This is a genomic window from Dyadobacter chenwenxiniae, from assembly GCF_022869785.1.
GTDB classification, from domain to species: Bacteria; Bacteroidota; Bacteroidia; order Cytophagales; family Spirosomataceae; genus Dyadobacter; species Dyadobacter chenwenxiniae.
Map to the genome: position 1 here is coordinate 6,046,498 of NZ_CP094997.1, position 26,492 is coordinate 6,072,989.

The window sequence follows — 26,492 nt, forward strand, 5'->3', positions numbered from 1 at the left end:
CAGATTATTGGTCGCTTTTGTGGTCATTGATCAACTTCATGATTTCATCCAGATCCTTGGTTTTGAGATCATTATCCTTTACGAAGAAGGAAACCAGGTTAGGAAGTGAATTATCAAAGTAATTGACCATAAGCTGCTGCATTTCATGGCGCTTGTATTCTTCTTCGCTGATCAGCGGGAAATATTCATGCGTTTTACCATAAGCAGTGTAGCCGACAACCTCTTTTTTCTCGAGGATTCTGATAATTGTAGACACCGTGTTATAAGCAGGCTTTGGTTCGGGCATTTCGGCCAGAATGTCTTTCACAAAGGCTTTTTTCAGTTGCCATAAGATCCGCATAATCTCTTCTTCGGCGCGCGTTAATGTGCGTATTTCCATCATATTGATTTGTCTTGCTAGTATTTCGAACTACTCATTCAAAAGTAATACTATTTATTTAGTTTCAAAACTATTTTATTAGTTATATAAAGAAAATAAAAAAGCGAAGAGGATTATTTCTTCGCTTTTCCTTGGACTAAGTTCGTTCAAGCAAACTCTGAGCCCTTATCCTTTAAGTACTTACCTACATTGCAGCTAATTCCATCCAGTACTTCAACGTCCTGGTCCCAGCTTAATGTCTGCCAGACATTGTCTTTCGTTGCGATCATTACCTTTTTTGACTCGGTCAAAAACCAAATTACCTTCTCAGTATTGATTTGCTCATCAGTAAATATAGCGAATTGTGTATGCAAGCAAGCTTTGAAGCAGGATCTGGCTGACTTTTAGTAGCACGAATACTGATCAGGCAAACTCCGAACCTTTCTCTTTCAGATATTTACCTACATTACAACAGATCCCATCCAGCATTTCAATGTCCTGGTCCCAGCTGAATGTCCGCCAGTCATTGTCTTTGGTAGCGATCATTACACTCTTTGGTTTTGTCAGAAACCAAATCACTTTATCAGTTCCAAAGTCCAGCAACTTTTGCGTTTTGATTGTTATATAGCCGTTCTCTGTAAACCTTTCCAATTCGACATCCAGATCAATTTCGATGGAGATCATCGGATGCACCTGCGAATAATGCGTATCAATTTTATCGATGGTGAGGACATTTTTATCGAAGATCATAATGTCTCCCGACAGGTTATTCCTTCTATCCAAATGGAGGCCGGCCTCGTTTGTCGCAATGATATATTTTTGTCTGTTGATGACGGGATATAAAATTCCCAGGATGTAATCAATAATAAAAAACTGCAATGAGCTGCAACCCATAATCTCTTCTACCGTTTTCGTTTTGGCCAGTACTTCACGGTAACCTTTGCGATACAAGGGTACGCCGTCAATAATTTCATGGATCAGAACGTCAGGGATATTTTTCGCAGAAATGTTTTTAGGCAAAACCTTTTGCGGATTGGAAGAAGCTATCATATGTCCTATTGATTTGCTCATAAGTAAATATAATGATTTTTACTCTGGAGCTGAAAAGGATTGTTCCTGCGGTTAGCGCCATTTTTCTAACGGTAATCATTGCCATATAAAGCAAAAGCAGCAGAAGTTGCCTCCTGCTGCTCGCATATTGAATATTCGTCTTATTCTATTCTACAACGCTCAATTTAACAGTGTTTGTCTTACGTTGTCTTGAAACCGGGATGCTAAGCGTGTTAATGAACACATCTCCTTTTTGCAATTCCCCTTTTTCAACCAAAATTTGCTTGATATCTTCGATCAGGTCGTCGGTGGAAGCATCCTGGTCGCGGTCGTAATAATATACTTTTGTTCCCCAATACAATGCTAGCTGGTTCATTAACACCTTATTAGAAGTGAAAATCAGCAAACCAGCTTTTGGGCGGTGGTGAGATAGACGGAAAGATGTGTAACCCGAGCGTGTAATCCCAATGATCGCTTTTGCCTGCGTGTCACGGGCCAGACGGCAAGCGCTCATAACCACGTAATCATTTATTTTGTTGACGCTAGTGCTTTCACTTACAGCAGCATGATGTTTGAAATAAATGCTGTTTGTCGACGATTCAACTCTTTCGATTGTTCTTGTCATACTTTCAACGGCTAACAACGGATATTTTCCTGAAGCTGTTTCCGCGCTAAGCATCACAGCGTCAGCACCATCCAAAACCGAGTTCGCAACGTCGTTCAGCTCAGCACGTGTGGCACGTGGGCTGTCGATCATGCTTTCCAGCATTTGGGTTGCTACAATTACTGGTTTCCCAGCCTTATTACATTTGTCAACAATCATTTTCTGGATCATCGGCACTTCCTCTGCCGGAAGTTCAACGCCCAAGTCACCGCGGGCCACCATGATAGCGTCCGTTGCCTCAATGATCTCATCGATGTTAAGAATTGCTTCCGGCTTTTCGATTTTCGCAACCAGGCGAGCTGTTTTGCCTTTGCTGGCAATGTATTCTTTTACTTTGATCAGTTCCGAAGCTGTGCGAACGAATGATAATGCCACCCATTCCACATTGTTTTCAAGACCAAAATCTAAATCTTCGTAATCTTTTGCAGTAACCGAAGGCATGGAAACCTTGGTATTTGGTAGGTTTACACCTTTTTTGGATTTCAAATAACCGCCATAGATTACTTCCGTGATAACGTCACTTCCGTCCATTCCGGTTACGAGCACTTCCAGTTTACCGTCGTCCATCAGAATGCGGTCGCCGATTTTTACATCGTTATACATGCCATCGTAAGGCGTGCTCACTTTTTCAGCTGTGCCAAGCACTTCTGTGTTGGATAGGATCAGTTTATTGCCGGCTTCGATCAAGACACCGTCTTTCTCGGCAACCATTCCAATACGGATTTTTGGTCCTTGTAAATCTTGTAGAATCGCGAGATTTAAGCCGTGTTCTTCGTTGATTTCCCGAATGGTAGTTAATCTTTGGAGGTGATCAGCATGAGTACCGTGAGAGAAATTTAGGCGAAAAACGTTTACCCCGGCTTTGGCCAATGCATACAATGTTTCTTTTGTTTCGGAGGCTGGACCTACGGTAGCAACAATTCTGGTTTTTTTGGAAGACATAGATTAATATGCAGTAAAAATGATTTTTTTATAAACAGTCCACGTCAATCACGACCTGGATGCTTTTGAGCGTCTTATCGGTTAAAATATCAATAACCTTTTCTTGTATAAATGACTTTGCCGCCTTAAAATTAATCTTTTCTCGTTCAAGTTTGATGAGAATGTCGAACAAAAACTGATTTCTTACTCTTTCCACCAATGGCGGCTGTGGTCCGAGAACCCGGCTGGCTCCCAAGTTGGCTGTAAGTTTCTCCGCCAAAACCTTCGCTGCCTTGCTGGAAGTGGCCTCATCGACGTGCTTAACCGTCACTTTGATCAGCCTGGTGAATGGTGGATAATGAAATTTCTCGCGCTCTTCAATTTCAGCGGCATACATTCCTTCGTAATCGTTATTAACGATCCTCTCAAGCAATCTTTGCGCTGGATTATTGGTTTGAATGAGCACTTTTCCAGGCTTTTCTGCCCGCCTGCCTGCCCGTCCGCTCACTTGTGTAAGCATTTGGAACGCCCGTTCTGAAGCGCGAAATTCGGGGAAGTGAATAATGCGGTCAGCGTCAAAAATCCCGACAATGCTGACATTGTCAAAATCAAGTCCTTTACTTACCATTTGTGTCCCGACAAGAATATCAATGCCACCTTCTTCAAACTCTGAAATGATCTGCTGATAGGCGTTTTTTGCCCTGGTCGTGTCCAAGTCCATCCTTTGCACCCGCGCTTCCGGAAACATGGAATGAATCTCATCTTCAATCTTTTCAGTTCCGTAACCCATCGTTTTCACCTGCGTAGAGCCGCATTGCGGGCAAATTCGCGGAACTTCTTCTTTATGACCGCAATAATGGCAACGCACCTCGCCAGCCTTCATATGATAAGTTAGGCTCACGTCACAATTCGCACATTCGGGAATCCAGTTACAGATTTCACATTGCAAATAAGGCGAGTAACCGCGGCGATTTTGGAAGAGGATCGTCTGTTCTTTATTTTGAAGATTCAGTCTTAAATGATCAATCAGCACAGACGAAAACTCATTCTTCATCTTCTTCGACTTCTTCTCCTTTTTTGTATCAATTAATTCAAATGTCGGCAATGCAGCATTTCCAAAGCGCTGTTTCATTTCCACGAAGCCATAACGGCCCGTTTGTGCATGGTAATAGCTTTCCAGTGAAGGCGTTGCGGATCCGAGCAACGTTTTACCTTTGTGCATGTAGGACATAATTACGGCCACGTCGCGCGCATTGTAGCGAGGCGCAGGATCATGTTGTTTGTAGGAAGTTTCGTGCTCTTCGTCAACAATGATCAGTCCAAGATTATCAAATGGAAGGAAAACAGCCGAACGCACGCCGACTACAAATTGAAATTTTCCATCCAGAATGCCTTTCCAGACCTCAACACGCTCATTATCAGAAAATTTGGAATGATAAATGCCCATCACGTCGCCAAAAACTTTCCGCAGCCGGACAACTATTTGCGTCGTTAAAGCAATTTCCGGCAGCAAAAAAAGCACCTGCGAGCCACTTTCCAGGACCTGCTTGATAAGCTCGATGTAAACTTCCGTCTTCCCGCTGCCTGTAATTCCGTGCAAAAGAACAACTTCCTTTTCCGCGAAAAGTTCGTGGATTTGTTTGGATGCCTCTTTTTGTGTTTCGGTCAAAGTAATGACGGCATTGCTAGCGGGAATGTCGTCGAACCTTGAAATGAAAATCTCGAATTGCTCGAAAACCCCTTTTTTAAGCAGTGTATTCAGCGAAGCGTCTGAGACATTGTCATCCTGGCTGAAAATAGTTTTGTCCAGCCCTTTCTGATTCAGTTCGGGATTGTTATAAACCGGAATGTAACTCAGATATTTCAATAGAATTTCCTGCTGCTTGGGTGTTTTGTCGAGAGAGGCAGCCAGTTTAGAAAGTGCGTCATTGGACGTGTAAGCAGCATTTAACCTGATTTTCCTAACCACTTTTGGCTTATATCGTTCCTTAACTTCCTCGAAAAGGATCACCGCGCGCTTTCCAACCAGCGATTTGATAATCGCCGTAATGTTGGAACGCTGTAAAAGCCGCTCCACCTCTTCGTAAGAAAGGGTTTGATGCTTCTTAATCTCGTCTACGACAACCCTTTCCTGGTCTGTCAGCAAATCGTCATATTCAAATTCAGGATTCATCTGAATTCTCGACTGACTTGTAATTTTCAATCCGGCCGGCAGCGCAATATTAAGCACTTCGCCAATGTTGCAGAGATAATAGTCAGAAACCCAGTTGAACAATTCCAGTTGGCGGGTAGTGACAATAGGCTCTTCGTCAAGCAATTCGAGAATGTATTTGGCTTGATATTTGGAAGGCGGATTGGAATGTATATGGGCGACAACAGCCGTTATCACTCTTTTCTGCCCAAATTGGACAATTACCCGCGCACCCACCTTGATCATCCCGCTCATTTCCCTGGGAACCCTGTAAGTAAACAAAGAAGGAATCGGAACAGGTAAAATCAGATCGGCAAAAAAAGTAATTTCTTCCTCAAAAAGGGAGGTCATTGGCTGCTGGGACGAAGGTTATGAATGAAGCGGCAAGTTGCGATCCAACGTGTTGATTGCTGGACTTGCCGGGAAGCGCTGTTCGCTAGAAAATTTGCTTCTTTTTAGGATGCTGGCGCGTATCGTAAACAGCCAGGACAATTACCTTGGATTCTGTTACTTTATAAATCAAGAGATTGTGTTTCGTAATAACGGCTTCGCGGATAAGGCTATCTTCTGAGATTTGCCTGAACATGTTCGGATGATCAGCAATCATATGCAATACATGTTCTGTCCTTTTTACAAAATCTTTTATCACAGACTCAAACCAATTTTCTTCTAAATGGGAAACTACGCCATGAAAATTGTCCAATGCTCTCGGCGACCAAACAATTTCTAAAGCCATTTTTTAAACGTCTCCCTCGCTTTATCATGAGATATTTCCAAACCGGCGTCGATTTGTCGGATTGATTCCTGAACGTCTAAAACCACCTTTTCAGGAAGATCACCCCATGCATTATCAGAGTCAAAAGTCTTAAAAACAGATTTAACCGCATCAATGATGTTCTTGTCTTCGGTGTCCAGAAGTCGTTTTGCTAATTCGATTTTTTCAGTTTGAATGTCCATATGATCAAATTTACGCTTTTGTTTTAAATTAATAAATCGACATTAAGCAATACTTTCAATCCCCAACTCCACCGCATCTTCCCATCCAACCATCGCATTAAACAGCTTCACTTTGCTATATTCCCTCAAATCACTTTCCCTTATATCAGCTTCCCGAATGACGCCTGAGTCTAGCAAAAATGCCCGCTGTGTGCCGGGTAACAATGGCGAACGGGGTGTAAACCAGTCGTTTCCATTATAAAAAGCAACATTGCAGTAGAACGAATCAGTAACCAGGCCGTTTCTGATAATCAGGATTTCGTCGGCGTCTTTTCTTTGGGCAAAAAGTGTGTTCAATTCGTTGCGGTCTTCGTATTTGTAACGGTAATCAATGGTGTCGTGATATACACGGCGGATTTTTTGGATGGTTCTGGGTGTGTAGGGCTCCCATTTTATTGCTTCGATTTCTTTGTTGTATGAAAGCCTGTATTTATATAGCGCGTTGTCGACGCTATCGGGGATCACAATGCGTTCGGACAGATTCCAATAATCGGAATAACCCCATAACTCATGACGCGTTCTGTTAAGTCTGGCTTCGTGGTAAGACAAATTTTTCAGTTCACGATTTTCACAACAAATCGTTTCAAAACATAATGTGCGGGACATGGGAAAAGGGGAGGTAAACTTTGTCGATTAATTCCTGATATTCATTTCGTGCATTGCTTTGAGCCGTGATCCCGCCGCCGCTTTTGAAAACCAATTTTCCATTCTGGTTTTCAATAAACCGGATCATGACGGCGCTCTCGAAGTTTTCGCCGTCAAAATAACCCATTACGCCTGTGTAATAGCCACGATCATAATTTTCGGCTTCTTCTATGATCTTTAACGTGCTCGGTTTGGGTGCACCCGTAATCGAGCCGGCGGGAAGCATTTTTAATAGTAAATCACCATATTTCCCATCGAAATCATCGGGCAAAATGCCTGCAATCTCAGAGCTGACTTGCAACAATGTCTTGTCATTCGTTTGAATGCGATCAATGTAGCGGTATTTTTCAACCCAGACTTTTTCGGCGACCATACTCAGGTCATTGCGGATGAGGTCAACGATCGTAGCATGTTCGGCGGCTTCTTTGGAATCAGACAGAATCACATTTTCGGCATCGGCAACAGACCCGTCGATTGTGCCCTTCATTGGAAACGAAGAAATCCGGTTGCCTTTTATTTTGACAAAAACCTCAGGCGAGAAGCAGACAAACTCATCTTTATACAAAAACCGGTAAGGCGCTTCGCTATGGTCAAATATTTCTGCAAGACTCAAATTTGTCGTTATGTCGGTAGGCAATGAAAGGTTGACCAAAAATGAATTTCCAGCCTTTAAATTGCTGACAACATAGTCAAATCTGGCTAAATAAGTCTCAAAGGAAACAGGGAATTTGTGAAACTGAAAATCTGAAAGCGGTTCGATATCAACATCATCTCTGTTACCGAAACCGTTCAAATTGAAGCGTATATCGCCTAAATTTTCATCGTCCAATGTCCAGGCAAGTGGCTTTTCGATCCGGTAATCCACGAGAAAAACGAAAGGAGTTTTTGATTTCCCCCATGCATTCAGCTTTTCCGCAAAATTCCGTTTTAGATCTTCCAAATGTTTATTGTGAAGGATTTAATGAGCATTTTCAATAGTCAGCTAATTTACAAAGTTCAGAAACCAATATCTAAGTTAGGGGGTTTATTGGATTAGAGAATAAACAATTATTGAGATTATCGCAATGCATATATATGATGTAATCGTCATCGGCGGCGGGCCTTGCGGCCTGGCAATGGGCGTTGAATTGGCCAAAAGCGGACTGGATTATCTGATCCTTGAAAAGGGGAATCTCACAGAATCCATCAGGCGCTATCCAAGGCGCATGCGGTTTTTTTCGACGGCTGAGAACATTGAGATCGGCGGAATCCCCTTTGCAATATCCGAGGTTAAAGCGAACCGGAACGAGGCATTACAATATTATAGAAAGGTTGCGGGCTATTATCATTTGAATTTCAAACTGTTTATCGACGTAGATCGCTCGGAAAAACAGTCTGACGGAACATTTTTGACTTATTCCAATGACGGACAAATTTTCCAGTCGAAAAATGTTGTTTTAGCGACGGGCTATTTTGATGTGCCGAGAATGTTGAATGTGCCGGGTGAAAACCTGCCGCACGTTTCGCATTACTATGACGAGCCTTTTAAATATTCTTTTACTAACGTGGTCCTGGTAGGAGGGTCCAATTCCTCCGTGGAGGCAGCATTAGAACTTTACAGGCACGATGCGCACGTGACAATCGTGCACAAGGAGGCAGATTTTCGTACAAAAGTGAAATATTGGCTTGTTCCTGATGTCAAAAACCGGGTAAAGGAAGGGAAGATCCACACGCGATTTAACAGCATTACAAAGCGCATTGAGCCGGGCAGAATAGAAATTGAAAACCTGGAAACAGGCGAAACAGAGTGGTTACCAGCCAATTTTGTGTTTTTACTTGTGGGTTACTTGCCGGATGAACATTTACTTTCCCGCTGCGGGGTTGCTTTGGACGAGGTAACCAAGGTTCCAACATTCGACAAAGAAACATTTGAAACTAATGTGCCGGGGCTTTATCTCTGCGGAACCGTTATGGCGGGCGTTTTTACGGAAAAAGTATTTATAGAAAACGGCCGCGATCATGCTGCCGCAATAGCGGATCATTTGTCGGGCCGGGAAGTCAGAAAGGTCAGGGAGCTGATAGACCGCATTTGACCCTATTGCTCGACCAGCACAAGTTTGCGTTTCTTTTTCTTAGTAGAAAATTTTTCAATTTTTCCGATTAAACCATTGGCTCCAACGCCATACCCAACATTGCCTGCAAAGCTCATGGCGTGAAATCCTTCTTTTCCAAGCTCTCGCCATGTTTTCCCCCAATCAGGCGAATAACTGTTTCCCGACGGTCCGCTGGCAATCAGCGCGTAGTCATCGGAACGAATCTCTGATTCGCCGTTCCAGACTGCATCTGTTTTATGGTATAAAACAACACTTTCTTTCAATCCGGTGGGTTTGGTCATGCCTGCTAATTCCCAGGTTATGCCGCCATCACGCGTTACGAGCACATTTTGCGTTGAATCTGTCGTCTTTTTATAATCGCCACCTACGGCAATCCCGCTTTTCTTTGACCAAAACCTCAATCCGAAAATCCCGCTAGTAGGGCCGGCTGGCAGGGTAGTGGAGGAAACTTGCCAGGAACGTCCGTAATCTTCGGAGCGGAAAACGCGCGCCATTTTGCTTCCGCCCGTTCCAATATAAACCTTATCTTTTCCCGCAACGAGAATAGAGGTTCCGCTTGCAGCGAAACAAGCTTCACCCGGTTCTGCAACAGGCCTTTTGTCAAAGGGCAGCTCCTGCCAACTTTTCCCGCCGTCTTCCGTAGTTAAAATGAAGAGTCTTCCATCGATTGGGTCACCTAAGCAAATGCCTTTATTTTTATCCCAAAAGTCGATTCCATCCAGAAAAACCCCATTTTGTGTAGTTTGGTACACAAGCGACCAGCTTAATCCGCCGTCGTCTGTGCGGTAAATTTTAGCCTTATCCTTCTGCGCCTCACCGGCACTCATAGCAATGGCGACATCCTTGTTAAACGCATGAATATCCCGGAAATCCAGCGAATCTGCACCGGGGACCTTGGATGTCAGCCACTTCTTGCCACCATTGACAGTTTTCAGAACAGTTCCCCTGGAACCCCCAATCCAGCAGGCAGTTGGCGAAACTGCATGGACTGCCCGCATATGAATGGTCGTTTTTATGTCAATCACCTTCCACTGTGCGGAAGTCAATTGCGGCGCAAGGAGTATTACAATGAATATAAGCTGTTTGTAAATGCTAATGTTTGATGGCACAGTTTTTGTACTAGTTTTGAGTTCAAACGTATTATTCTCACAAAATAAGAAATTCATATGAACAAGAATCAAAAATTTCTGATAGGCTCACTCGGGGCACTTCTGACAGGTATTGCAATCGGTCTTTTAGTTGCTCCTAATGATGGAAAAGACACACGCAAACTGATTAAGAACAAAGCAAATGATCTTAGCGGAAATGCAAAAGACAAATACGAAAAAAGCCTGGAAGAGTTGTCCGTGCTAGCCGACAAATTGAAGGACGGGTTTTTGAAAAATGTTGGTTCTGTGAAGGACAAAGCAGGTTCTGTTGCTGATAATGTGAATGAAAGAGTACGTGGGGTAGTAAATAATAATGGTTAAGCTCCGATATCAACAATATTGAAAGGGTTGTTTCTTTACCGAAGCAGCCCTTTTTTTATTTTGGAATGTTTTCAATAATCTCCTTAACAGCCTGATTAACGTCATTTTCAAAGTTTTGGCTTTTCTCCGGAATAATCCCTTCCGCTCCTCCCTGCCAAACCATCTTATTAGTAGCGGCATCCACCAAATCGATCATAATGGTCCCCTCGCGATATTTCCCTACTACAACCTCTTCGCTTTTCCACGAATAACGCCGTTGGCCCATGTAGCGAGGAAGTCCGTCTGTGCGAAAGTCAGTCTGGCGGGTTTGTGCTTTTTCTTGCACATTCAAAGCAATGTTCACTATCAAACTCGCGTCTCGGGCCTCGTCAAGACCTTTCGACTGCAAATTTTGTGCAATTGCCGTTTTGATGATGCCAATATTCTTTTCAAAATTCTGTGAAATAGTATCTCCTTTTGCTTCAATGTCGTAAAACCCGAAAGTGGCATAATCCGACAATTTGAAGTTATCCTCCTGTTGAGATTTTAGAATTTTATAAGATGAGCTGCAACTTGTGAAAACACTTAGAAAGAGCAGTACAACAGAAGATAACCGAAAGATTTCCATAACATTAGAAATGTAAAGTGATAATTATCCAATTACGCTGCCCAATTCCTTAGCAGCAGCCATACTAATGCCTTTGTAGTACATAAATTCACTCATAATGGCAGTCTGCTCTTCCTCTGTTCTGGCGTGAACAGCTTGTTGCAGACACACCTTCATTTTTTCTTCAATAAAAGCTTTTTTGAGCCTCAGAATGTTGATAAAGGCTGTTTTATCTAAAACATCAGTTTCAAAAGGAACAAAGATCTCATACTTCTCAGACCATAATTCGCTCAATTCATATTTGGTGGCAAGCCAGTCAATGGTCAGGTTTCTGATCTCCGGCTCGTGGTGATGCAGAAAATAATCCGTTGGCAGAACATGGTTCCGGTTGAAATTTTCGCGGAACAGCACCAGCAGATGATGAAAAACGGAGTCTTTAAAATCTATGCCTTCAATCTCGCTCAACACATATTGACAAACTGTAATAGTAGGTTCAAGTTCGCGCGTTCCGTGTACGACCAGTAATCTTATAAACGCTTCTTCCTGATAATACAGTTTACTACGCTGCGGAACCTCTGTGTGACCAACATTCGGGGCGAAAAAATCGGAAGGCGGTTCATTACTACCGGAAAAGGAATCACCTGAAAACAATGCATCCAGATCTGCCGGACTTTCCAACGCTTGATTTTGGCGGGGCGGACGTTCCTGTGGTTTCTGCGTGTGCAGCTTACGCAAAAGTTTATTACCTTCTGTGATAAGCATTTGCTCATCCACTTTCAGCATTTCTGACGTCCGGTGGAAAAACACCTGCCGCTTGATGGCATCGGGAATCTTAACAATGCTGTTAACGACATCCCCAATCACAGCAGCCAGCCGGAAAGGATCATTCCCAGCGTCTTGCAGCAACATTTCGGTTTTGAAGGTGATAAAATCCTTTGAATTTTGTTTCAAATAGATTTTAAATGCTTCCGCCCCAACCTTCCGAACGTAACTATCGGGATCGTCGCCGTCGGGGAAAAGGACGATGCTGACATTAAGGCCTTCTTCCAAAACAAGGTCAAGCCCGCGCAATGCAGCTTTTATCCCTGCAATGTCGCCGTCATAAAGAATGGTAACATTCGGCGTGAACCGTCCGATAAGCCTGATTTGCTCAAATGTTAATGAAGTTCCGGACGAGGCAACAACATTCTCAATTCCGCCTTGATTCAGCGAAATGACATCCGTATAACCCTCCACCAGATAACAGTGATCCAGCTGCCTGATCGCATTTTTCGCCTGGAAAATACCGTATAGGACGTCACTTTTATGATAAACATCAGTTTCCGGTGAATTGAGGTATTTAGGCTGATTGGCAGCTTTACTTTTGTCGGTTTTGAGAATTCGGGCACCAAACGCAATGACTTTTCCGGCGACATTGTGAATTGGAAAAATAACCCTTCCCCGGAAACGGTCATATCCAGCGGTTTGAGAACCTTCTTTATGGATTAATAAGCCGGCTTTTTCAAGTAATTGGGAAGAATAGCCCTTCTCCAAGGCAACTTTTGAGAAGGCATCCCATGTATCTAAGCTATAACCCAGCTCGAATTTCTTCCGAATTTCTCCGGTAAAACCTCTTTCTTTAAAATAACTGAGGCCCACAGCCTGGCCTTCATCACTTTCGTGCAATTGTTGCACGTAAAAGTTTTTTGCAAAATTCAGAATAATGTAAAGGCTTTCGCGCTCATTCTGGCGAAGGGCTTCTTCATCCGTAACTTCCTCTTGCTCAATCTCAATATTGTATTTATCGGCCAAATAACGCAATGCCTCTCCATAACCGATGCCATCAATGTCCATGACAAACTTGATCGAATCCCCTGCAGCGCCACATCCGAAGCATTTATAGATCTGCCTGACTGGATTGACATTAAACGAAGGAGTTTTTTCATTGTGAAACGGGCAGCACGCCGAATAATTAGCCCCTTTCTTTTTCAAAGACACAAAATCCCCTACCACTTCGACAATGTCGGTGGCTTGTTTGATCCGTTCAACGGTTTCGGGATTTATACGCATTTCTTGTTATTTAAATTCAGCACATAGTTGTGCAATGTTACAGGATGTTTCGCTTTACGAATTTAACTAGGTGTGACACCTTGAACAATTTTTAAACAATAATTCCGTAAATTTGATGCAGCCAACGCTAACAAGTAAAATAATTTTAAAGAATTGTCCAGCATTTTCTAATTTTAGCCAAGAAAATCATATTAGAAAGCTTTTTTCTAATTACTTTAATTTGTTATTTTGCGGTGTTGAAAGTTATCCGGGAAATTATCAATCGATATATAGATATTTAAAATATAGTGTGTGTATAGTGTGAAACAGGGCATGGAAATTTTTCTATGCCTTTGTTTTTTTTTATAAGAGCCTAAAATTCAGTTCGATGCAATGCTTGTACAGCCTGATTAACTGATTTGTTACATTAGGTCCCGCTGTTTTTTCCCCATTCTGCAAACGACTTCGCCCTTTTTCCAGTGCTTTAACAAGGTCAATTGTTGAAATGTCTCTATAAACATTACAGAAGTCTGCGCGCGAAGCGTTGGCAGAAGCAAGCACCACTACATTCCGTTCGTGGGCCTCGTATATAGATAAGGAAACACCATCTGTGGTTGTGTTCCTGATAAATGCATCCGACATGTGCAGCACATTGCCGAAGTCGTGCGGTCCTTCAATGAAAATGACATTGTCTGGGACCAGGCCGAGCGTCCTGTTAATGAACGGTTGATAATTTCCGGACGGATCTGAAATGATTAAACCGCCGAAATTTACATTACGCATACTGCTTATGATATGCGAAATGCCGTAAGTCTCACGGCCATTTTTATCGAAGACCAGATTCCAAGCATTCGTACAAAACACAAATTTGAAACGCTTCCTGAAATTATTTAACTGTTGAGCCAGCTGCGGATCCACTGGAATTGTGTGCGTAGGTGGAATAAATGTCGAGATAAGCAGTGCATTCCTGTTAAAATGCTTAGCCATCACCAGACTTTCCTTATTCTGCACAATCGGAATCGAGCATAGCCAGGCAGACAACTTTACAGCTCCGTTTCCTAACATTCCATAGCGGCCCCAATTTCCATGATAGGTTAAAAGCAGTTTTTTCCGTGTAAGGAGGCAAAATGTTGCCAGTAAAAACTGGAAGAATGGATTGGAAATATGCAAATGTATACTCCTGTGCTTGACAATCTTCTTTATTATCCGGTATGGACTTTCGTTTGCGAGATCACAGAAAGAAAAATGTTGGAAACCATTTGCTGTCAGACTTTCAAGTAAGCGGCTTACATGCATTGTGACACCGCCGATTGGTGGCGGAATCCTTCCTATGATAAGAATCTTACTCATATTTAGGGGCAGCAGCATGAGTTTGGATGCTCTTAGCATAAAAAAAGAGGCATAGCAGCAACATGGGAGCCAAGCAATTAATGGTCACACTTCTGGCCGGCAGGATCACGAAAACACTGCCTACAGTATGGTTAAATGCGAGATAAAAGATGAGGCTAAGCGGCAATAGCGCATATTTTTGGTTACTGCGGCAAACTGACAAAGTCGAAATCAGCAGGAAAAAGAGTAAACTATACATGCAGATCAAGCCGAGAAGCCCGTTTTCAGCGAGTAATGTATAAAAAAGCGAATGTGCTTCACGGTAACCGGGACCAAGCATTTCAAAACTTCCCGTTCCGTGGCCTACCAAGGGTTTGGATAAAAACAAATTGTAGGCGATTTCATGGATTTCTGCTCGGCCGCTGGCCTGTTGTAATTTATCCAATACCGAATCGGTCGCCATGACACCACCGAAGCGCAGTGTCCAGAAATACGCCATATCCCAATCTTTGTAGTCGAAAATCAGGTCTGGGAAAACGTTTATGACTAATGTCAAAAGCGCTACCACCCACCAAAATCGCATTACATTTCCTATGAGAAACGTTGTTATAAGCATATAGGGCATAACCAGCAGCACAGCGCCGCGAGAAAATGAGAAGATGACGACGCCGGATAAAATGCTGTAGAGAACAAGTCTGATCAAACTGTTTAATGCGTGTCGTTCGGCGAAAAGCAAGACGAATGGCCAGAGAAGAATAAAATAGGCCATTGTTACATTTGTGTCCGTAATGTTCCTCGTAGCCAGCAAGTTATCGGATCCCTTATAACCGGCCCCAACTATTACTAACCCAAATGTGCCGAGTCCGAGAATGATATATAATGTGCATAAATACATTTCCAGATTTTCCCGGAAGTGTTTCGCTGTGTTCACCAAGTTCAGGTAAATGAAGTAGCAGGGCAGGGTCAACGAAAAAAAGAGAAGACCACCGAAAACAATGTTCTCTAAATTAGGTGAGATGAGTAAAAAGAATAACTGAGTGATTATCCAGAACGTCAGAAACAGCTTTTCTCCTTTGCTTAGGCATACAGGTTTTTGGATAAAAACATAAAGAAAGTAGGAATCCAAAATTAGAAAGGGGGCCAATCGCCAGAGTGAATTAGCGCCTGCCGGAAAAGAATATTTTTGAAACAAGTGCAGAAATTGTGTCAAAAAAGGAACTGCCAGGACGTGGAAAAGTTTGTGTCGGGAAGCAGCAAACAGGCTTATCACGAAGTATACATAACAAGCAAGGACCACGGCAGTCTGTAATTCGTCCTCGCCAAAGGTCAGCAGTTGGTCGAATAATTTTCCGAGAACGGAAACGACTACTAGTGCTGCCAATGCCTTTTTGAAGATCTCAAAGACTAATCCAACCATTCTGCGATAACATTTGCGGTGTAATCCACCGATTTAGCTTCTGTAAAATGAATGAATGGTTTGATAGACGATAACTCGCTGTTTGCGCCCCGGTGGTCTAAATTGTTTTTCAATGCTATGAACAATTGCTCCTTACTCCTGACCAGTTCATCCAGTTGCAACGCATTCAAAGGAATCTGGTGATTGTAGTCATATAGCCTCGCAACGGATTTGTGATGAGGAAGCGGCATATTTCCGTCATAAGCAATGCTGATAACACGCTTGCCACAAGCAGCCGCATCCAGCTTCATAGTTGAAGCAAACTGAATACAGACGTCGCAAATCCGAAGCGTTTCGGCAAGTGAATCGAGAAAATTCAGCTCCGGAAACCACGTGTAAAATCGGTCTTTACCAGCTTTTGGTAAATTTTTCGGGTGCCAAATTGTAACCGATTTCTTATCGGTTAATTGATTGTAAGCATTGAAAGGGTCGGCCGGGTGGCATCTTACAACCACGTGTACATTGCCTTCAACTTCTGCGAAGTGCAATACGTCCAAAATGATTTCAAGCTGATTGGGAAAGTGACGAAGTGCGCTCGTAGCAATCAAAATCACGCGATTGCCTGGTAAAATATCCAAACCTTTCCTGGTTTCGGCATTTTGATATTCAGCACGGTCTTGAAAATAGCAGTCAAACCGCGGGATTCCGGTAGCGATGACCTTGGGCCCTGCAATGTTGAAAATGGAATAAAATTGCAGAAACTCATTTTTCATGAAATTATTCCAAACCAATGTATAGTCATGATCCGCGTTAATGACCCCTTTGGAGGTCATATTGTCCCAGCTGATAATTATAGCCAGGCTTTTCATACGGTTCTTCCTGCAAAAATTGACAATCCGATTCTCCCGCGGATCCAGCGGTGAAGAGGAAATGACACCTTCGAAATGGTAGGGAAGGAGGGTTTTGAGTTTGATGGAAAAAGAAGTGAGGAAGATAATGAGGCGTCTTATAGCCTTTAACATTATTTTGGCAGCGTTCTTATGACTGATGAGCCAAAGCAAGTTCTTCACCCAGAACTGTGTCCATTTTCCTTTACGCTGATATTTAATTTGCTGCGTAACAATGTCAAAGTGCTCTGCAAAAAGTATCTTTTCAAATCTGCGCAAATAAGTAATCCAGGTGGGTTCACGTGGAAGATCCAAATCTATAAGCTTCAAATCGAGATCAAAATGACTGTTGACTTGCAAGAGTTGTTCTGACCGGATCATTGTTGATAATAAATGCACATCGTATTCTGATGCCAACTTTTTTGCTAAACCACTGTGAATGATGTTGATACAGGCAAAGCTGTTTGTGATTAGGATCAGGATGTGCTTTTTTGTTCCCTGTTGTGCATTTCGATATGCAATTCGGCCAGCTTCCATTCTTGTAGTGTGTTAATGTTAAGATCTATCTCATTTTTAGCCTGGTATCCGATACACCTTCCGCCCAGTAAACGGTTCCGACTGAGCAATGCGGTTTTGAGCAGATAAATATTACCGTCGCGGTAATGCGAATCGGGCAAATCCTGCCTGCGCGAGGGCATAGCAACGTCGGATATGAACCGCGCAAGTTGACCATTCGACAAGTGAAAAGCCCAGAGCGGATTGTATTTGTCCGGCGTCTTCTGAATTGTGGTTAAACTGTCAGCATCCATTTTCAGCATGTGCCTAATGGCATCGTCAATCAGATTGGGACTTCGGAAAGGTGAAGTGGGCTGCAAAAGACATACATATTCGAACTCTATTTGGCGCTCCTTATAAAACTTCATGACGTGCTTCATTACTTCAATGGACGGCGTGTCATCGCAGGAAATCGCAGCTGGCCTTATAAACGGAGCTTCAATCCGTTCCCAAGTCTTTGCAAAAGCAACAGTTTCTTCGCAGTCGCTCGACACCACAATCGTTGTCAGAAGTTCTGATTGCAAGGCAGATTCGATTGTATATTGGATGAGCGGCTTGCCTCCAAGTAATTTCATATTTTTCCCCGGAACTTCCTTCGAACCTTTTCGCGCCGGAATGACCGCCAGGATTGTCTTGTTTGTTTCCATTAGTAAGTGATTTGTTTATTGACACTTAACTTCATTCTCGCCAGCAAATCAGCGATTTGAATACCAGCATTGCCGTCTCCATATAAAAACGAACTTTCATAGGGTCCATGATTAAGCTGGCTTTCGACGGCATCTATAATTGCATCTGGGTCAAAATCTATATCCAATACATTATAGGACCTTTCACGGCCATCTTGCCGGCTGCCGATGTTCACAACCGGTATGCCGAGCAAAGACGCTTCTCTGATGCCCGTGCTTGAATTGCCTACCAGACATGCACAATGTTTAATGAGCCTTAGGAATGCCTCCGGGTAGAGGTTTCGCAGAAAATGGATTTTCGGATTTTTGCTTTTTTCACTATATCGCTGAATCTCTTTAAATATCTGTGCGGCTCCGTAATCCGCGTTGGGCGTAAACCAAAAGGTGGGAACATTTAAAGCTTCAATTGCGCTCAGCAGGCTGCAAAATTGATTTTTTGTAAAACCATTTTCTGTGGTGACAGGATGTTGCATGACCACCAGATATTGGCTTGCAGGCAAGATAGATCGGCAACTTTCATAATCGAAATGCATGGATGTATTGTTTTTAACCTGAATCGCCAAGTCAATGGACGGACATCCTGTATGCCATATCGTTTCAGGTGTTTCTCCCATGGAAATCAATCGGTTACGGGCAGCCGCGGTGGCAACGAAATGAACGTCTGCCAACTTTGAAACAGCGTGTCGTACTTTCTCGTCGATATTTCCAGTCACTTCGCCGCCTTGCACATGGGCCAGCGGAATGTTCATGAAAGAAGCTGCAATAGCGGCCGACATGGTTTCATATCGGTCGGCAATGGTTACCACAATGTCAGGACGGATATTTTCAAAAACCGAAGCCAGTTCAATGATGCCGAGGCCAGTCGTTTTCGCAGCCGTCGTCGGATTTTCATTTTCCAGCAGGTTCGAAACCTTAATGATCTGACGAAAACCGTCCTGGCGGATTAACTTAGGCAATCAGCCAAACTTTTCCAGCAGGCTGCTTCCCGTAACCACAAGTTGTAAGTGCAGAGTGGGGTGCGCTTTGATAGCGACAAGCAACGTTTTAATTCTACTGTAACTGGCTCTGGCAGTGATGACTACACAAATTTTCCTTTTCATAGCAGATCACTGAAATTGAGGAATGACCATTTTGTAAGATCGTGCTTCAATTGCCTGCCTACAATCGTTTCAAAATGTGTGGGAGGGATGCCATATCCCGCAGGCTTCTTCGCTTCCAGGTCGGGCAGCGCTAAAATGTGCCCTTTTTCCAGATTGTTATTAACTGCCAGAGATTTGCCGAAAAGCGTTTTCAATGTTCCATATTCAGAACAATTGGACTTATCGACAGGAAATTTCAAAGCAGTTTCTATTTGCCTTACTCCCTTAACCAACTGTTTTACCTGATCAATGTTGATCGATGAAGTTGAATCCGGCCCAAACATTCTCTGATCAAATGTCACATGAAATTCAAGAATTTGAGCGCCGCTGGCTGCGGCCGCGAGGCTGGCAAAAATGTCTCCCGAATGATCCGAGAAGCCTATCGGGATTGAGTAACGGTTTTTTAATACAGAAATCACATTCAATCCCCATTGATGCGGACCTGTGGGATACGACGAAGTGCATTGCAGGAGGGAAGTTTTGCATTTGTTTTTTAGCACAGCCATTGCGTCGTCGAGTTCACAAAGCGAGCTCATACCCGAAGACAGAATGATCCTGTCAGCAACTTTTGCGGCAGCAGACAGGAGTAGAAGATTGTTCATTTCCCCTGACCCGATTTTAATTGTGCTAACACCAATTCTCTCGATTAATCCGACAGCGCTGATCGAGAATGGACTGGCTATAAAGTCAAGCTTTTTCATTTCGCAATTTGCTTTCAAGCCAATCCATTCTTCGTTGGAAAATTCCATTCTTTTCCAATAATCCATTCTGGAAGAATCTTCATAGGAGAATGTTGTTCGAAATGGTTCGTAAATGCTGCTCTCCGCCTCTGCGATGTGGACCTGGAATTTGATAGCATTCACGCCACTCGAGGCGAGCGCATCAATATAGGAGTGCGCCAGCCCCAGGCTGCCTTCATGCGCCTGTCCAATTTCCGCGATCATGTAAATTTCTCCATTCATAGTGTGGTCATATTTGTGTTAAGATTTAAAAAGGTTTCGTTTCAAATCAGTAAAAAAATAGGGCTTTTTAGATGCGTAGTAACCGTAGCCATAGTTATATCCGGGAGTTTCCCGAATGTCGTTCAGGATCAGGTGCAAACCTCGCAACTGATTCTGGTTCTGGATTTCCCTGATAATACCCAGCTGATTTTTATACGTAAGCCCTTGGCGGACAATGTATAATGACAAATTTGCAATGTGGCTTAGTAAGCGGGCATCTGTAACCAGCCCAATGGGAGGGGTGTCCAGAATGATGAAGTCATATTTTACTTTTAATGTCTGGATTACTTCGTTCACCTTAGGCAACGCGAGCAATTCCGATGGATTGGGTGGGATGTGACCTGCGGTAATCACGTCAAAGGTGTTATTTGAAAGAGCTTTCTGCGTGAAAGCTTGCAAATCCCGGTCGGATGAAAGCCAATTTGTAAAGCCCTCTTCTTGTAAGGCGAGCTCTTTTGCCATTCGGGGCCTCCTGAGATCCAATTCCAGTAGCAGCACGCTTTTGCCGGTAAGTGCCAATGAACCGCACAGGTTAACCGCTATAAATGATTTCCCTTCACCGCTCATACTGGAAGTCAAGAGGATAACCTGGTTTTGCTTTGCTATGCCTAAAAACTGAATGTTGGTTCTCAAAACACGGAATTGCTCGGCAACCTGACTTTGAGCATTAAAAAGGATGCTTTTCTCCGGACCATGTTCATGACTTATTTCTGCCAGAACATTGAGATTAAGCTGTGTGGTAATGTCGGATATATCCGTAATTCTGGTATTGAGAATGTTTTTTAAATGGACAACGGCTAGCGGAAAAGCTATACCTATAAACCCTGACATTAGAATGACCAGTTGCCTGTTCGGTTTGACCGGATTTGCACCTGATTTGGGTTTGTCGATAATTCGCGCGTTGGCGAGCGTGGAGGATTTAGAAATGGAGGTCTCAACGCGCTTTTTTAAGAGTAAAATATATAATTCCTGTTTGATTTGCTGCTGCCGTTTCACCTCGAGAAGCTTCCGTTCAGTGGCGGGAATTTGATCCAGCTTCCGACTGACTTTAGCTTTATAATTAGCGATGGACGTCAAGCCGACCTGTAAGTCATTGTGTTGAGAGATAATGTTTGCAATCAGATCTTTGCGGAGATGGTCTAGCTGAGCGTGCTGGGATCTGATGTCTGGGTGGGATTTATTGATCGTTATCAGACCTTTTGTTACTGCCAACTGCAACTCGTTATACTTTTCAATAAGGGGAAGAAAGCCGGGGTCCTGTACAAAAAGTTGCGCTGGGACAATGTGTTTTGGGTTTGTGCGCAGGAAGTGAAGTAATGCATTTACAATTTGCGATTGAACATTGTACTTATTTTCCTCCCTTTGATAGTCACCGGATTGAGTCAGTAACTGGCGGATGTCTTCGCTAAAATCAGTAATGTGGTGTGAGGTTTGAAATATTTCGATGGCCCGCTCGCTGTCAGCGAGTTCAATGGAAACCTCGTGTAAATTTTTATTAATAAAAGCCAGCGTGCTGTCTGCAATCCTATTTTTCTCCTCAATACTCGTTTTGAAATAATTAATCAAAAGCCTTTCCAAAATTGCTTCTCCTTTTTTAGGAAGCATCTCATTAAGGGAAAGATTCACAGTGCTGACCAGCTTATTGGTCGGAGAGACGGTTAGCGCTTTTCTATATTGGTCTACAAGCTGCTCCTGATCCTGAATCTCAATAGCATATTGATCGTCAGGATTGAATATGTTCGATGTCCGTTCAAGCGTGACTTGGCCATCCGGAATTGTTATTGCGGTTCCAAAAGTCCCTTTATAAGTTTGAGCAGTGTAATGAAGCTCGAAGTGATTCTTCTTTCCAATGGTCAGAAAATAGGTTGCTGATTTAGCATTTCTGGAATTTGTCGGATGTATTAATGTTAGTTTGAACGGAGATTTGTCATACAATTCGGTCGTCTTCAAGCGGCCGGTTGAGAAATAGCGGACATTCAATTGCAGATCTTCCACTACACTTTCCATCAGCGTGCGGCTTTTCAAAATTTCGACTTCATTGTCAACGCTACTTTTCACTGACGACAGTCCCATACTTTCCAGAAAAGCGGTGTCGCCAAATTCGGAGCCTTTTGCATCATCACGTACAAGAATGGACGCGGTTATCAAATACTGCGGAGTGATATAGCGGAGATAAATGAAGGCGATTGCAAGGCTAAGCACCAAAGAAAATGCAATCCATCGCCAGTGGTTCCGCGCGCTGTGCAGCAGAAGCATGGCATTCCTGAGGTTATCAGAATTGCTATTTGTATCAATATCCAACCTATTTACCTGCATGCGTCTGGTGATTTTTAGTTTAGACGCAGACCTTTCAAACAGGTCACAGGAAATCTCAAAAATTTTTGAAAAAAAATGAAATAAAAAATCCCTGACTTGCTATGTGTAAGCAAATCAGGGATTTAGTAATAAAAATTATTTTGTTAATTGAAATGCACTTTTACTTTTTTCAGTGCAGATCCTACAACCTGGTGCATGTCATAATAACGATATTCAGCCAGGCGACCTCCGAATATAACATTGGCTTCCTGCGCTGCCAAATCTTTGTACTGGTTAAAAATGGCAGAGTTCTTATCGTCATTTACAGGATAGTATGGCTCTGAGCCTTTTTCCCATTCCTGGGGATATTCGTGGGTGATTACCGTTTTAGGCTGTGTTCCAAATTCAAAATGCTTGTGCTCAATGATCCTGGTAAAAGGGGTTTCGCCGTCGGTATAATTTACAACTGCATTGCCCTGATAGTTTTCCTGATCCAGCAACTGATTTTCGAAACGCAAGCTTCTGTATTCGAGCTGTCCAAACTGAAAACCGAAATATTCGTCAATAGGACCCGTATACACCACTGTTTCGGCAAGCGCACTCAGCTCCTCACGATCTTTGAAAAAATCAACGCCGGTCCTCACTTCAATGTCCTTCAGAAGTCCTTCTGTCAATTTATTATAACCGCCGATTGGAATTCCCTGGTAACGGTCGTTGAAATAATTGTTGTCGAAGGTAAACCTTACCGGCAGTCGTTTGATAATGAATGCCGGCAGTTCGGTTGCTTTCCGGCCCCATTGCTTCTCAGTGTATGCCTTTATGAGCTTGTAATAAATGTCTGTCCCTACTAATGAGATGGCCTGTTCTTCCAGGTTTTGAGGGTCTTTGATCCCAGCTTCCTCCACTTGTTGCCTGATCTTTTCCTTCGCTTCTTCTGGCGTTTTTACTTTCCAAAGCTGGTAAAAGGTGTTCATATTGAACGGAAGATTGTACAATTCGCCATTGAAATTGGCAACCGGAGAATTGGTATATCTGTTGAACTCAACAAATGAATTCACATAATCCCAAATGTCTTTATCATTCGTATGAAAAATGTGTGCGCCGTACTTATGAACATTAATTCCTTCGACATTCTCACAAAAAATATTTCCCCCCGTGTGATCCCTGCGATCAATGACTAAGCATTTCTTTCCTCTTTTTGTTGCCTCATGTGCAAAAACCGAACCCCATAATCCTGCACCAACTATCAAATAATCGTATTGTTTCATTTTGAATTATACCCTGTTACAGTTGAGATTGACTTTTTATGGTTTTGTGAAAAGAGAAAGGCTCCCATCGGGAGCCTTTCTCTTTTCAATATATTTCAAATCTTCTATGGAAGAAGTTTCAATTCTACACGACGGTTTTTCAACAAACCTTCACGTTTCGAGCTGTCAGCTATTGGCTTGAATGAACCAAAGTAGTCAACAATCACTTTGCTAGGATCAGTTAAACCCGCTTCGTTAATCAGATAGTTTTTAACTGCATCCACACGGCGACGTGAAAGAGCAATGTTGTAACGATCTGTGGCACGACGGTCTGTGTGACCTGCAAGTTGCAAACGGCATCCGTTCAAATTCATTAAACGAGCCACATTTTTAAGCATTTCCTGCGCCTCGGGCTTAATTACGTTTTTGTCTGTGTCAAACATTACGTTAGCGAAGATCTCTGCACAAGCCGCACCATTTTTAAGTGCATTTTTAACGTAAGCGTCAAAGTCAAGAACGCGACCACCACCGTCAACAATGCTTCCTGCTGGTGAGTTTGGCTCTTTATCGAAGAAGTCAGAAACACCGTCACCATCTGTATCAAGTAACAATCTTGGATCGATATCCTTAGGACGGTTTGCCTTAGCAACTGAGTCCATTTCTTCAAGCGTAAGAATCTTTGGTGGCTTGATCAACACTTTAGGATCTGTGTAACGCAAGTGGTAATATCCGCCTTCGTCAGGCTTGTAATCCCATTTGCCGTCCACTTTCGCAACTTTCAATGGGTTTTTACCTAATTTGTAAGTTACCTGAACCGATCCGTAGCCGTAGCTGTCAAGCTCAGAATTTCCTTTGCGGGATGTTTTTTGTTCCGCGATATCGAAGCTGCCTGGGGTTCTGTCATAATCACCACCATAGGTTGCATCCATATAGTCAGAGTTTGTGTGGTTCAAACGGAAGTCAAGACCAATGTCAAAGCGTTTTGTAAGCTCGTAATTCACATTAAGACCTGTCGGGATGATCCAATCGTTCATGTTACCCGTTTCACGAAGTTTAACCCCGCCTGTCAGGTCATATGCAGTTGCATCATAAAATACCTGACCAACACCAACATACGCATCAACTTTCCATCTCTTCATCTTGTTTGGTCCCATTAAAAGACCTTTAAGATTCACGGTTCCTGCAACAGAGACGTCGAAATAGTTGCCTTCAAAATAGCGGTTATAATTCCGGCGCTTCATACCTCTCAAATTACCGATAGAAGCATCAAGTCTTGCACCGAATAAATACGAAAGTTGTTTATTTAAAGTCAAGCCTCCTTGAAAAGTACCGGATTCTTTGTGGCTGTCAGAAGTTGTTTTCGTCACAGGCCAGAAATCATATTCTCTCAAATCACCAAAGAACATAGACGGTCCAATGTGTGCGGAAATTGACCATGTGTTCAATTTGTAGGGGCCGTCATAAGTTGCTTTAGGATTGTAATCCGGAGAATTCGGCTGCTCTAGTGGTTGTGCCAATGAAGGCAGCGCCATCATTGCCGCCAGGGCAAACGAACAAATCAACTGGGATACTTTTTTCATACTATTCAAGTTAGCGTTATTAAGATTAACTAGGATTGATCTATAGTCAATTATGAGTAAAAAATTATGAATTTATTCATGGCCAAACGTACTTTAACCAAATGCCTAGTGCGCACAAAAATAGGTTAACAATATCATTTAATCAACCGAAGTTGACACAATTGAAAAACTTTCCTGCTTTTTCAGTCAAATTTTACCCGAAAGAAACGTCCTTTTTTGAACTTTCAAAGCCGTTGATTTAATTTTTTTTCCATTTCTTTTTTCCATGGAACAAATTCTCCGGCAATGATCTTCTCCCGTGCACTGTTAACCAACCACAGATAAAATGTAAGATTATGTACACTTGCAATCTGTGCGCCCAGCATTTCATCCGATTTTACAAGATGCCGGAGGTAAGCCTTACTATAGAATGTACTCACATAACCTCCAAGCCCAACGTCAATCGGTGACAAGTCGTCCTTCCACTTCTCATTACGAATATTGATTACACCCTCTGTCGTAAAAATCATGCCATTGCGCGCGTTTCTTGTCGGCATCACACAATCGAACATATCCACACCCAGAGCAATGCATTCCAGAATATTTGCGGGTGTCCCCACACCCATGAGATATCTTGGTTTGTCCTTCGGAAGAATATCACAGACCACCTCGGTTAGCTCATACATCATTTCGGCCGGCTCGCCTACTGATAGTCCGCCGATTGCATTTCCCTCGCGTCCATATGAAGCGATTGTTTCCGCAGATTGCACCCTAAGATCTTTGTAAACACTTCCTTGCACAATTGGGAAAAGAGTTTGGCTGTGGCCGTAGAGGTCGCTGGTGCTGTCGAATCTCGCGCAGCAGCGCCCCAGCCAGCGATGCGTCATTTCCATGGATTTTCTGGCATAGGTAAAATCACAAGGGTAGGGTGTGCACTCGTCGAAGGCCATGATAATGTCAGCTCCAATGATGCGCTGGATGTCCATCACATATTCTGGGGTAAATGTGTGTACGCCACCGTCAATGTGTGACTTAAATACCACACCCTCTTCAGTGATCTTTCTGCCGGTGCCTGCAAGGGAGTAAACCTGGTAACCGCCGCTATCTGTAAGTATCGGTTTGTCCCAACCATTAAAGCCATGAAGTCCGCCCGCTTTCTGCAGAATGTCCAGTCCCGGACGCAGATATAAATGATATGTATTACCTAATATGATTTGTGCCTTGATATCCTCCTTCAACTCGCGCTGATGCACGGCTTTCACCGTACCGGCAGTGCCCACAGGCATAAATATCGGTGTCTGAATTGTTCCGTGACTTGTCTCAATAAATCCCGCCCTGGCTTTCGATGCGGGATCTTCAACTTGTAATGTAAACTTCATTAAAAGGTTTTAAATTGT

At 43.0% G+C, this 26,492-nt stretch carries 24 protein-coding genes; 2 read left to right on the forward strand and 22 right to left on the reverse strand.

Annotation, left to right across the window (positions count from 1 at the left end):
* Positions 1-4: 4 nt before the first annotated feature.
* From MUK70_RS25915 to MUK70_RS25950, 9 genes are all read right to left on the reverse strand, one after another.
* The gene (locus MUK70_RS25915; protein ID WP_234657471.1) at positions 5-379 is read right to left on the reverse strand and encodes a BlaI/MecI/CopY family transcriptional regulator; all 375 of its coding nucleotides are present in this window, start codon (positions 377-379) and stop codon (positions 5-7) included.
* A 146-nt stretch (positions 380-525) separates the two neighbouring features.
* On the reverse strand, positions 526-648 hold the full coding sequence (locus tag MUK70_RS30895; RefSeq protein WP_255716686.1) for a hypothetical protein: 123 nt from the start codon (positions 646-648) through the stop codon (positions 526-528).
* Positions 649-781: 133 nt separating this feature from the next.
* Positions 782-1,429, reverse strand: a complete 648-nt coding sequence (locus tag MUK70_RS25920; RefSeq protein ID WP_244784541.1) for a Uma2 family endonuclease — start codon at positions 1,427-1,429, stop codon at positions 782-784.
* Positions 1,430-1,574: 145 nt separating this feature from the next.
* Positions 1,575-3,014 (reverse strand): pyruvate kinase, encoded by a 1,440-nt coding sequence (gene pyk, locus MUK70_RS25925; RefSeq protein ID WP_234605411.1) that lies wholly within the window; start codon positions 3,012-3,014, stop codon positions 1,575-1,577.
* A gap of 28 nt (positions 3,015-3,042) precedes the next feature.
* Positions 3,043-5,535 carry a replication restart helicase PriA gene (gene priA, locus MUK70_RS25930; RefSeq protein ID WP_234657266.1) on the reverse strand — a complete coding sequence of 831 codons (2,493 nt, stop codon included), beginning with the start codon at positions 5,533-5,535 and terminating at the stop codon, positions 3,043-3,045.
* 85 nt (positions 5,536-5,620) lie between these two features.
* Positions 5,621-5,920 carry a type II toxin-antitoxin system RelE/ParE family toxin gene (locus MUK70_RS25935; protein WP_234657264.1) on the reverse strand — a complete coding sequence of 100 codons (300 nt, stop codon included), beginning with the start codon at positions 5,918-5,920 and terminating at the stop codon, positions 5,621-5,623.
* A complete protein-coding gene (locus MUK70_RS25940; protein ID WP_234605405.1) occupies positions 5,911-6,141 on the reverse strand; it encodes a hypothetical protein in 231 nt (76 codons plus the stop codon). The genes MUK70_RS25935 and MUK70_RS25940 overlap by 10 nt, the downstream gene beginning before the upstream one ends.
* A 42-nt stretch (positions 6,142-6,183) precedes the next feature.
* The gene (locus MUK70_RS25945) at positions 6,184-6,786 is read right to left on the reverse strand and encodes an aminotransferase class IV family protein (RefSeq protein ID WP_234657263.1); all 603 of its coding nucleotides are present in this window, start codon (positions 6,784-6,786) and stop codon (positions 6,184-6,186) included.
* A complete protein-coding gene (locus MUK70_RS25950) occupies positions 6,764-7,765 on the reverse strand; it encodes an aminodeoxychorismate synthase component I (protein WP_234657262.1) in 1,002 nt (333 codons plus the stop codon). The genes MUK70_RS25945 and MUK70_RS25950 overlap by 23 nt, the downstream gene beginning before the upstream one ends.
* 124 nt (positions 7,766-7,889) lie before the next feature.
* Between MUK70_RS25950 and MUK70_RS25955 the strand changes: the two genes are divergently transcribed.
* Entirely contained in the window at positions 7,890-8,897 is a 1,008-nt protein-coding gene (locus MUK70_RS25955) for a YpdA family putative bacillithiol disulfide reductase (protein ID WP_234657261.1), read from the forward strand.
* A gap of 2 nt (positions 8,898-8,899) precedes the next feature.
* Here the strand turns inward: MUK70_RS25955 and MUK70_RS25960 are convergent, their stop codons facing one another.
* Positions 8,900-10,027 carry a WD40/YVTN/BNR-like repeat-containing protein gene (locus MUK70_RS25960; protein ID WP_234657260.1) on the reverse strand — a complete coding sequence of 376 codons (1,128 nt, stop codon included), beginning with the start codon at positions 10,025-10,027 and terminating at the stop codon, positions 8,900-8,902.
* 57 nt (positions 10,028-10,084) lie between these two features.
* Here MUK70_RS25960 and MUK70_RS25965 point away from each other — a divergent pair, with 57 nt between their 5' ends.
* Positions 10,085-10,387 carry a YtxH domain-containing protein gene (locus tag MUK70_RS25965; RefSeq protein WP_234605400.1) on the forward strand — a complete coding sequence of 101 codons (303 nt, stop codon included), beginning with the start codon at positions 10,085-10,087 and terminating at the stop codon, positions 10,385-10,387.
* Positions 10,388-10,442: 55 nt separating this feature from the next.
* On the opposite strand, the gene MUK70_RS25970 is transcribed toward MUK70_RS25965, so the two are convergent.
* The 12 genes from MUK70_RS25970 to tgt all read right to left on the reverse strand — a co-directional run bounded on the left by MUK70_RS25970 (position 10,443) and on the right by tgt (position 26,474).
* Positions 10,443-10,994 (reverse strand): DUF4136 domain-containing protein, encoded by a 552-nt coding sequence (locus MUK70_RS25970; RefSeq protein ID WP_234657259.1) that lies wholly within the window; start codon positions 10,992-10,994, stop codon positions 10,443-10,445.
* A gap of 24 nt (positions 10,995-11,018) precedes the next feature.
* Complete coding sequence (dnaG, locus tag MUK70_RS25975) at positions 11,019-13,022, reverse strand: DNA primase (protein ID WP_234657258.1); 2,004 nt, start codon at positions 13,020-13,022, stop codon at positions 11,019-11,021.
* A 342-nt stretch (positions 13,023-13,364) separates the two neighbouring features.
* Entirely contained in the window at positions 13,365-14,351 is a 987-nt protein-coding gene (locus tag MUK70_RS25980) for a glycosyltransferase family protein (protein WP_234657257.1), read from the reverse strand.
* Complete coding sequence (locus MUK70_RS25985; protein WP_234657256.1) at positions 14,344-15,747, reverse strand: O-antigen ligase family protein; 1,404 nt, start codon at positions 15,745-15,747, stop codon at positions 14,344-14,346. The genes MUK70_RS25980 and MUK70_RS25985 overlap by 8 nt, the downstream gene beginning before the upstream one ends.
* Entirely contained in the window at positions 15,735-17,150 is a 1,416-nt protein-coding gene (locus MUK70_RS25990; protein ID WP_234657255.1) for a CDP-glycerol glycerophosphotransferase family protein, read from the reverse strand. Before MUK70_RS25990 ends, MUK70_RS25985 begins: the two co-directional genes overlap by 13 nt.
* Positions 17,090-17,815 carry an acylneuraminate cytidylyltransferase family protein gene (locus MUK70_RS25995; protein WP_234657253.1) on the reverse strand — a complete coding sequence of 242 codons (726 nt, stop codon included), beginning with the start codon at positions 17,813-17,815 and terminating at the stop codon, positions 17,090-17,092. The genes MUK70_RS25990 and MUK70_RS25995 overlap by 61 nt, the downstream gene beginning before the upstream one ends.
* Positions 17,815-18,810, reverse strand: a complete 996-nt coding sequence (neuC, locus tag MUK70_RS26000) for a UDP-N-acetylglucosamine 2-epimerase (protein ID WP_234657251.1) — start codon at positions 18,808-18,810, stop codon at positions 17,815-17,817. The genes MUK70_RS25995 and neuC overlap by 1 nt, the downstream gene beginning before the upstream one ends.
* Positions 18,811-18,950: 140 nt before the next feature.
* Complete coding sequence (locus tag MUK70_RS26005; RefSeq protein WP_234657250.1) at positions 18,951-19,955, reverse strand: N-acetylneuraminate synthase family protein; 1,005 nt, start codon at positions 19,953-19,955, stop codon at positions 18,951-18,953.
* Between the two features lie 18 nt (positions 19,956-19,973).
* Entirely contained in the window at positions 19,974-22,310 is a 2,337-nt protein-coding gene (locus MUK70_RS26010) for a GumC family protein (protein WP_234657248.1), read from the reverse strand.
* A gap of 143 nt (positions 22,311-22,453) precedes the next feature.
* Entirely contained in the window at positions 22,454-23,557 is a 1,104-nt protein-coding gene (gene glf / locus MUK70_RS26015) for a UDP-galactopyranose mutase (RefSeq protein WP_234657247.1), read from the reverse strand.
* Positions 23,558-23,661: 104 nt separating this feature from the next.
* Positions 23,662-25,116, reverse strand: coding sequence for an OmpA family protein (locus MUK70_RS26020; RefSeq protein ID WP_234605366.1), 1,455 nt, complete (start codon positions 25,114-25,116; stop codon positions 23,662-23,664).
* 224 nt (positions 25,117-25,340) lie between these two features.
* Positions 25,341-26,474 (reverse strand): tRNA guanosine(34) transglycosylase Tgt, encoded by a 1,134-nt coding sequence (gene tgt / locus MUK70_RS26025; protein WP_234657245.1) that lies wholly within the window; start codon positions 26,472-26,474, stop codon positions 25,341-25,343.
* Positions 26,475-26,492: the final 18 nt, after the last annotated feature.

Excerpts from the sequence above, each read along its gene's own strand:
- MUK70_RS25915 (WP_234657471.1), bottom strand. The coding sequence starts at position 379 with ATGGAAATACGCACATTAACGCGCGCCGAAGAAGAGATTATGCGGATC.
- MUK70_RS30895 (WP_255716686.1), bottom strand. The coding sequence starts at position 648 with ATGATCGCAACGAAAGACAATGTCTGGCAGACATTAAGCTGGGACCAG.
- MUK70_RS25920 (WP_244784541.1), bottom strand. The coding sequence starts at position 1,429 with ATGAGCAAATCAATAGGACATATGATAGCTTCTTCCAATCCGCAAAAG.
- pyk (WP_234605411.1), bottom strand. The coding sequence starts at position 3,014 with ATGTCTTCCAAAAAAACCAGAATTGTTGCTACCGTAGGTCCAGCCTCC.
- priA (WP_234657266.1), bottom strand. The coding sequence starts at position 5,535 with ATGACCTCCCTTTTTGAGGAAGAAATTACTTTTTTTGCCGATCTGATT.
- MUK70_RS25935 (WP_234657264.1), bottom strand. The coding sequence starts at position 5,920 with ATGGCTTTAGAAATTGTTTGGTCGCCGAGAGCATTGGACAATTTTCAT.
- MUK70_RS25940 (WP_234605405.1), bottom strand. The coding sequence starts at position 6,141 with ATGGACATTCAAACTGAAAAAATCGAATTAGCAAAACGACTTCTGGAC.
- MUK70_RS25945 (WP_234657263.1), bottom strand. The coding sequence starts at position 6,786 with ATGTCCCGCACATTATGTTTTGAAACGATTTGTTGTGAAAATCGTGAA.
- MUK70_RS25955 (WP_234657261.1), top strand. The coding sequence starts at position 7,890 with ATGCATATATATGATGTAATCGTCATCGGCGGCGGGCCTTGCGGCCTG.
- MUK70_RS25965 (WP_234605400.1), top strand. The coding sequence starts at position 10,085 with ATGAACAAGAATCAAAAATTTCTGATAGGCTCACTCGGGGCACTTCTG.
- MUK70_RS25970 (WP_234657259.1), bottom strand. The coding sequence starts at position 10,994 with ATGGAAATCTTTCGGTTATCTTCTGTTGTACTGCTCTTTCTAAGTGTT.
- dnaG (WP_234657258.1), bottom strand. The coding sequence starts at position 13,022 with ATGCGTATAAATCCCGAAACCGTTGAACGGATCAAACAAGCCACCGAC.
- MUK70_RS25980 (WP_234657257.1), bottom strand. The coding sequence starts at position 14,351 with ATGAGTAAGATTCTTATCATAGGAAGGATTCCGCCACCAATCGGCGGT.
- MUK70_RS25985 (WP_234657256.1), bottom strand. The coding sequence starts at position 15,747 with ATGGTTGGATTAGTCTTTGAGATCTTCAAAAAGGCATTGGCAGCACTA.
- MUK70_RS25990 (WP_234657255.1), bottom strand. The coding sequence starts at position 17,150 with ATGGAAGCTGGCCGAATTGCATATCGAAATGCACAACAGGGAACAAAA.
- MUK70_RS25995 (WP_234657253.1), bottom strand. The coding sequence starts at position 17,815 with ATGGAAACAAACAAGACAATCCTGGCGGTCATTCCGGCGCGAAAAGGT.
- MUK70_RS26005 (WP_234657250.1), bottom strand. The coding sequence starts at position 19,955 with ATGAATGGAGAAATTTACATGATCGCGGAAATTGGACAGGCGCATGAA.
- MUK70_RS26010 (WP_234657248.1), bottom strand. The coding sequence starts at position 22,310 with ATGCAGGTAAATAGGTTGGATATTGATACAAATAGCAATTCTGATAAC.
- glf (WP_234657247.1), bottom strand. The coding sequence starts at position 23,557 with ATGAAACAATACGATTATTTGATAGTTGGTGCAGGATTATGGGGTTCG.
- MUK70_RS26020 (WP_234605366.1), bottom strand. The coding sequence starts at position 25,116 with ATGAAAAAAGTATCCCAGTTGATTTGTTCGTTTGCCCTGGCGGCAATG.
- tgt (WP_234657245.1), bottom strand. The coding sequence starts at position 26,474 with ATGAAGTTTACATTACAAGTTGAAGATCCCGCATCGAAAGCCAGGGCG.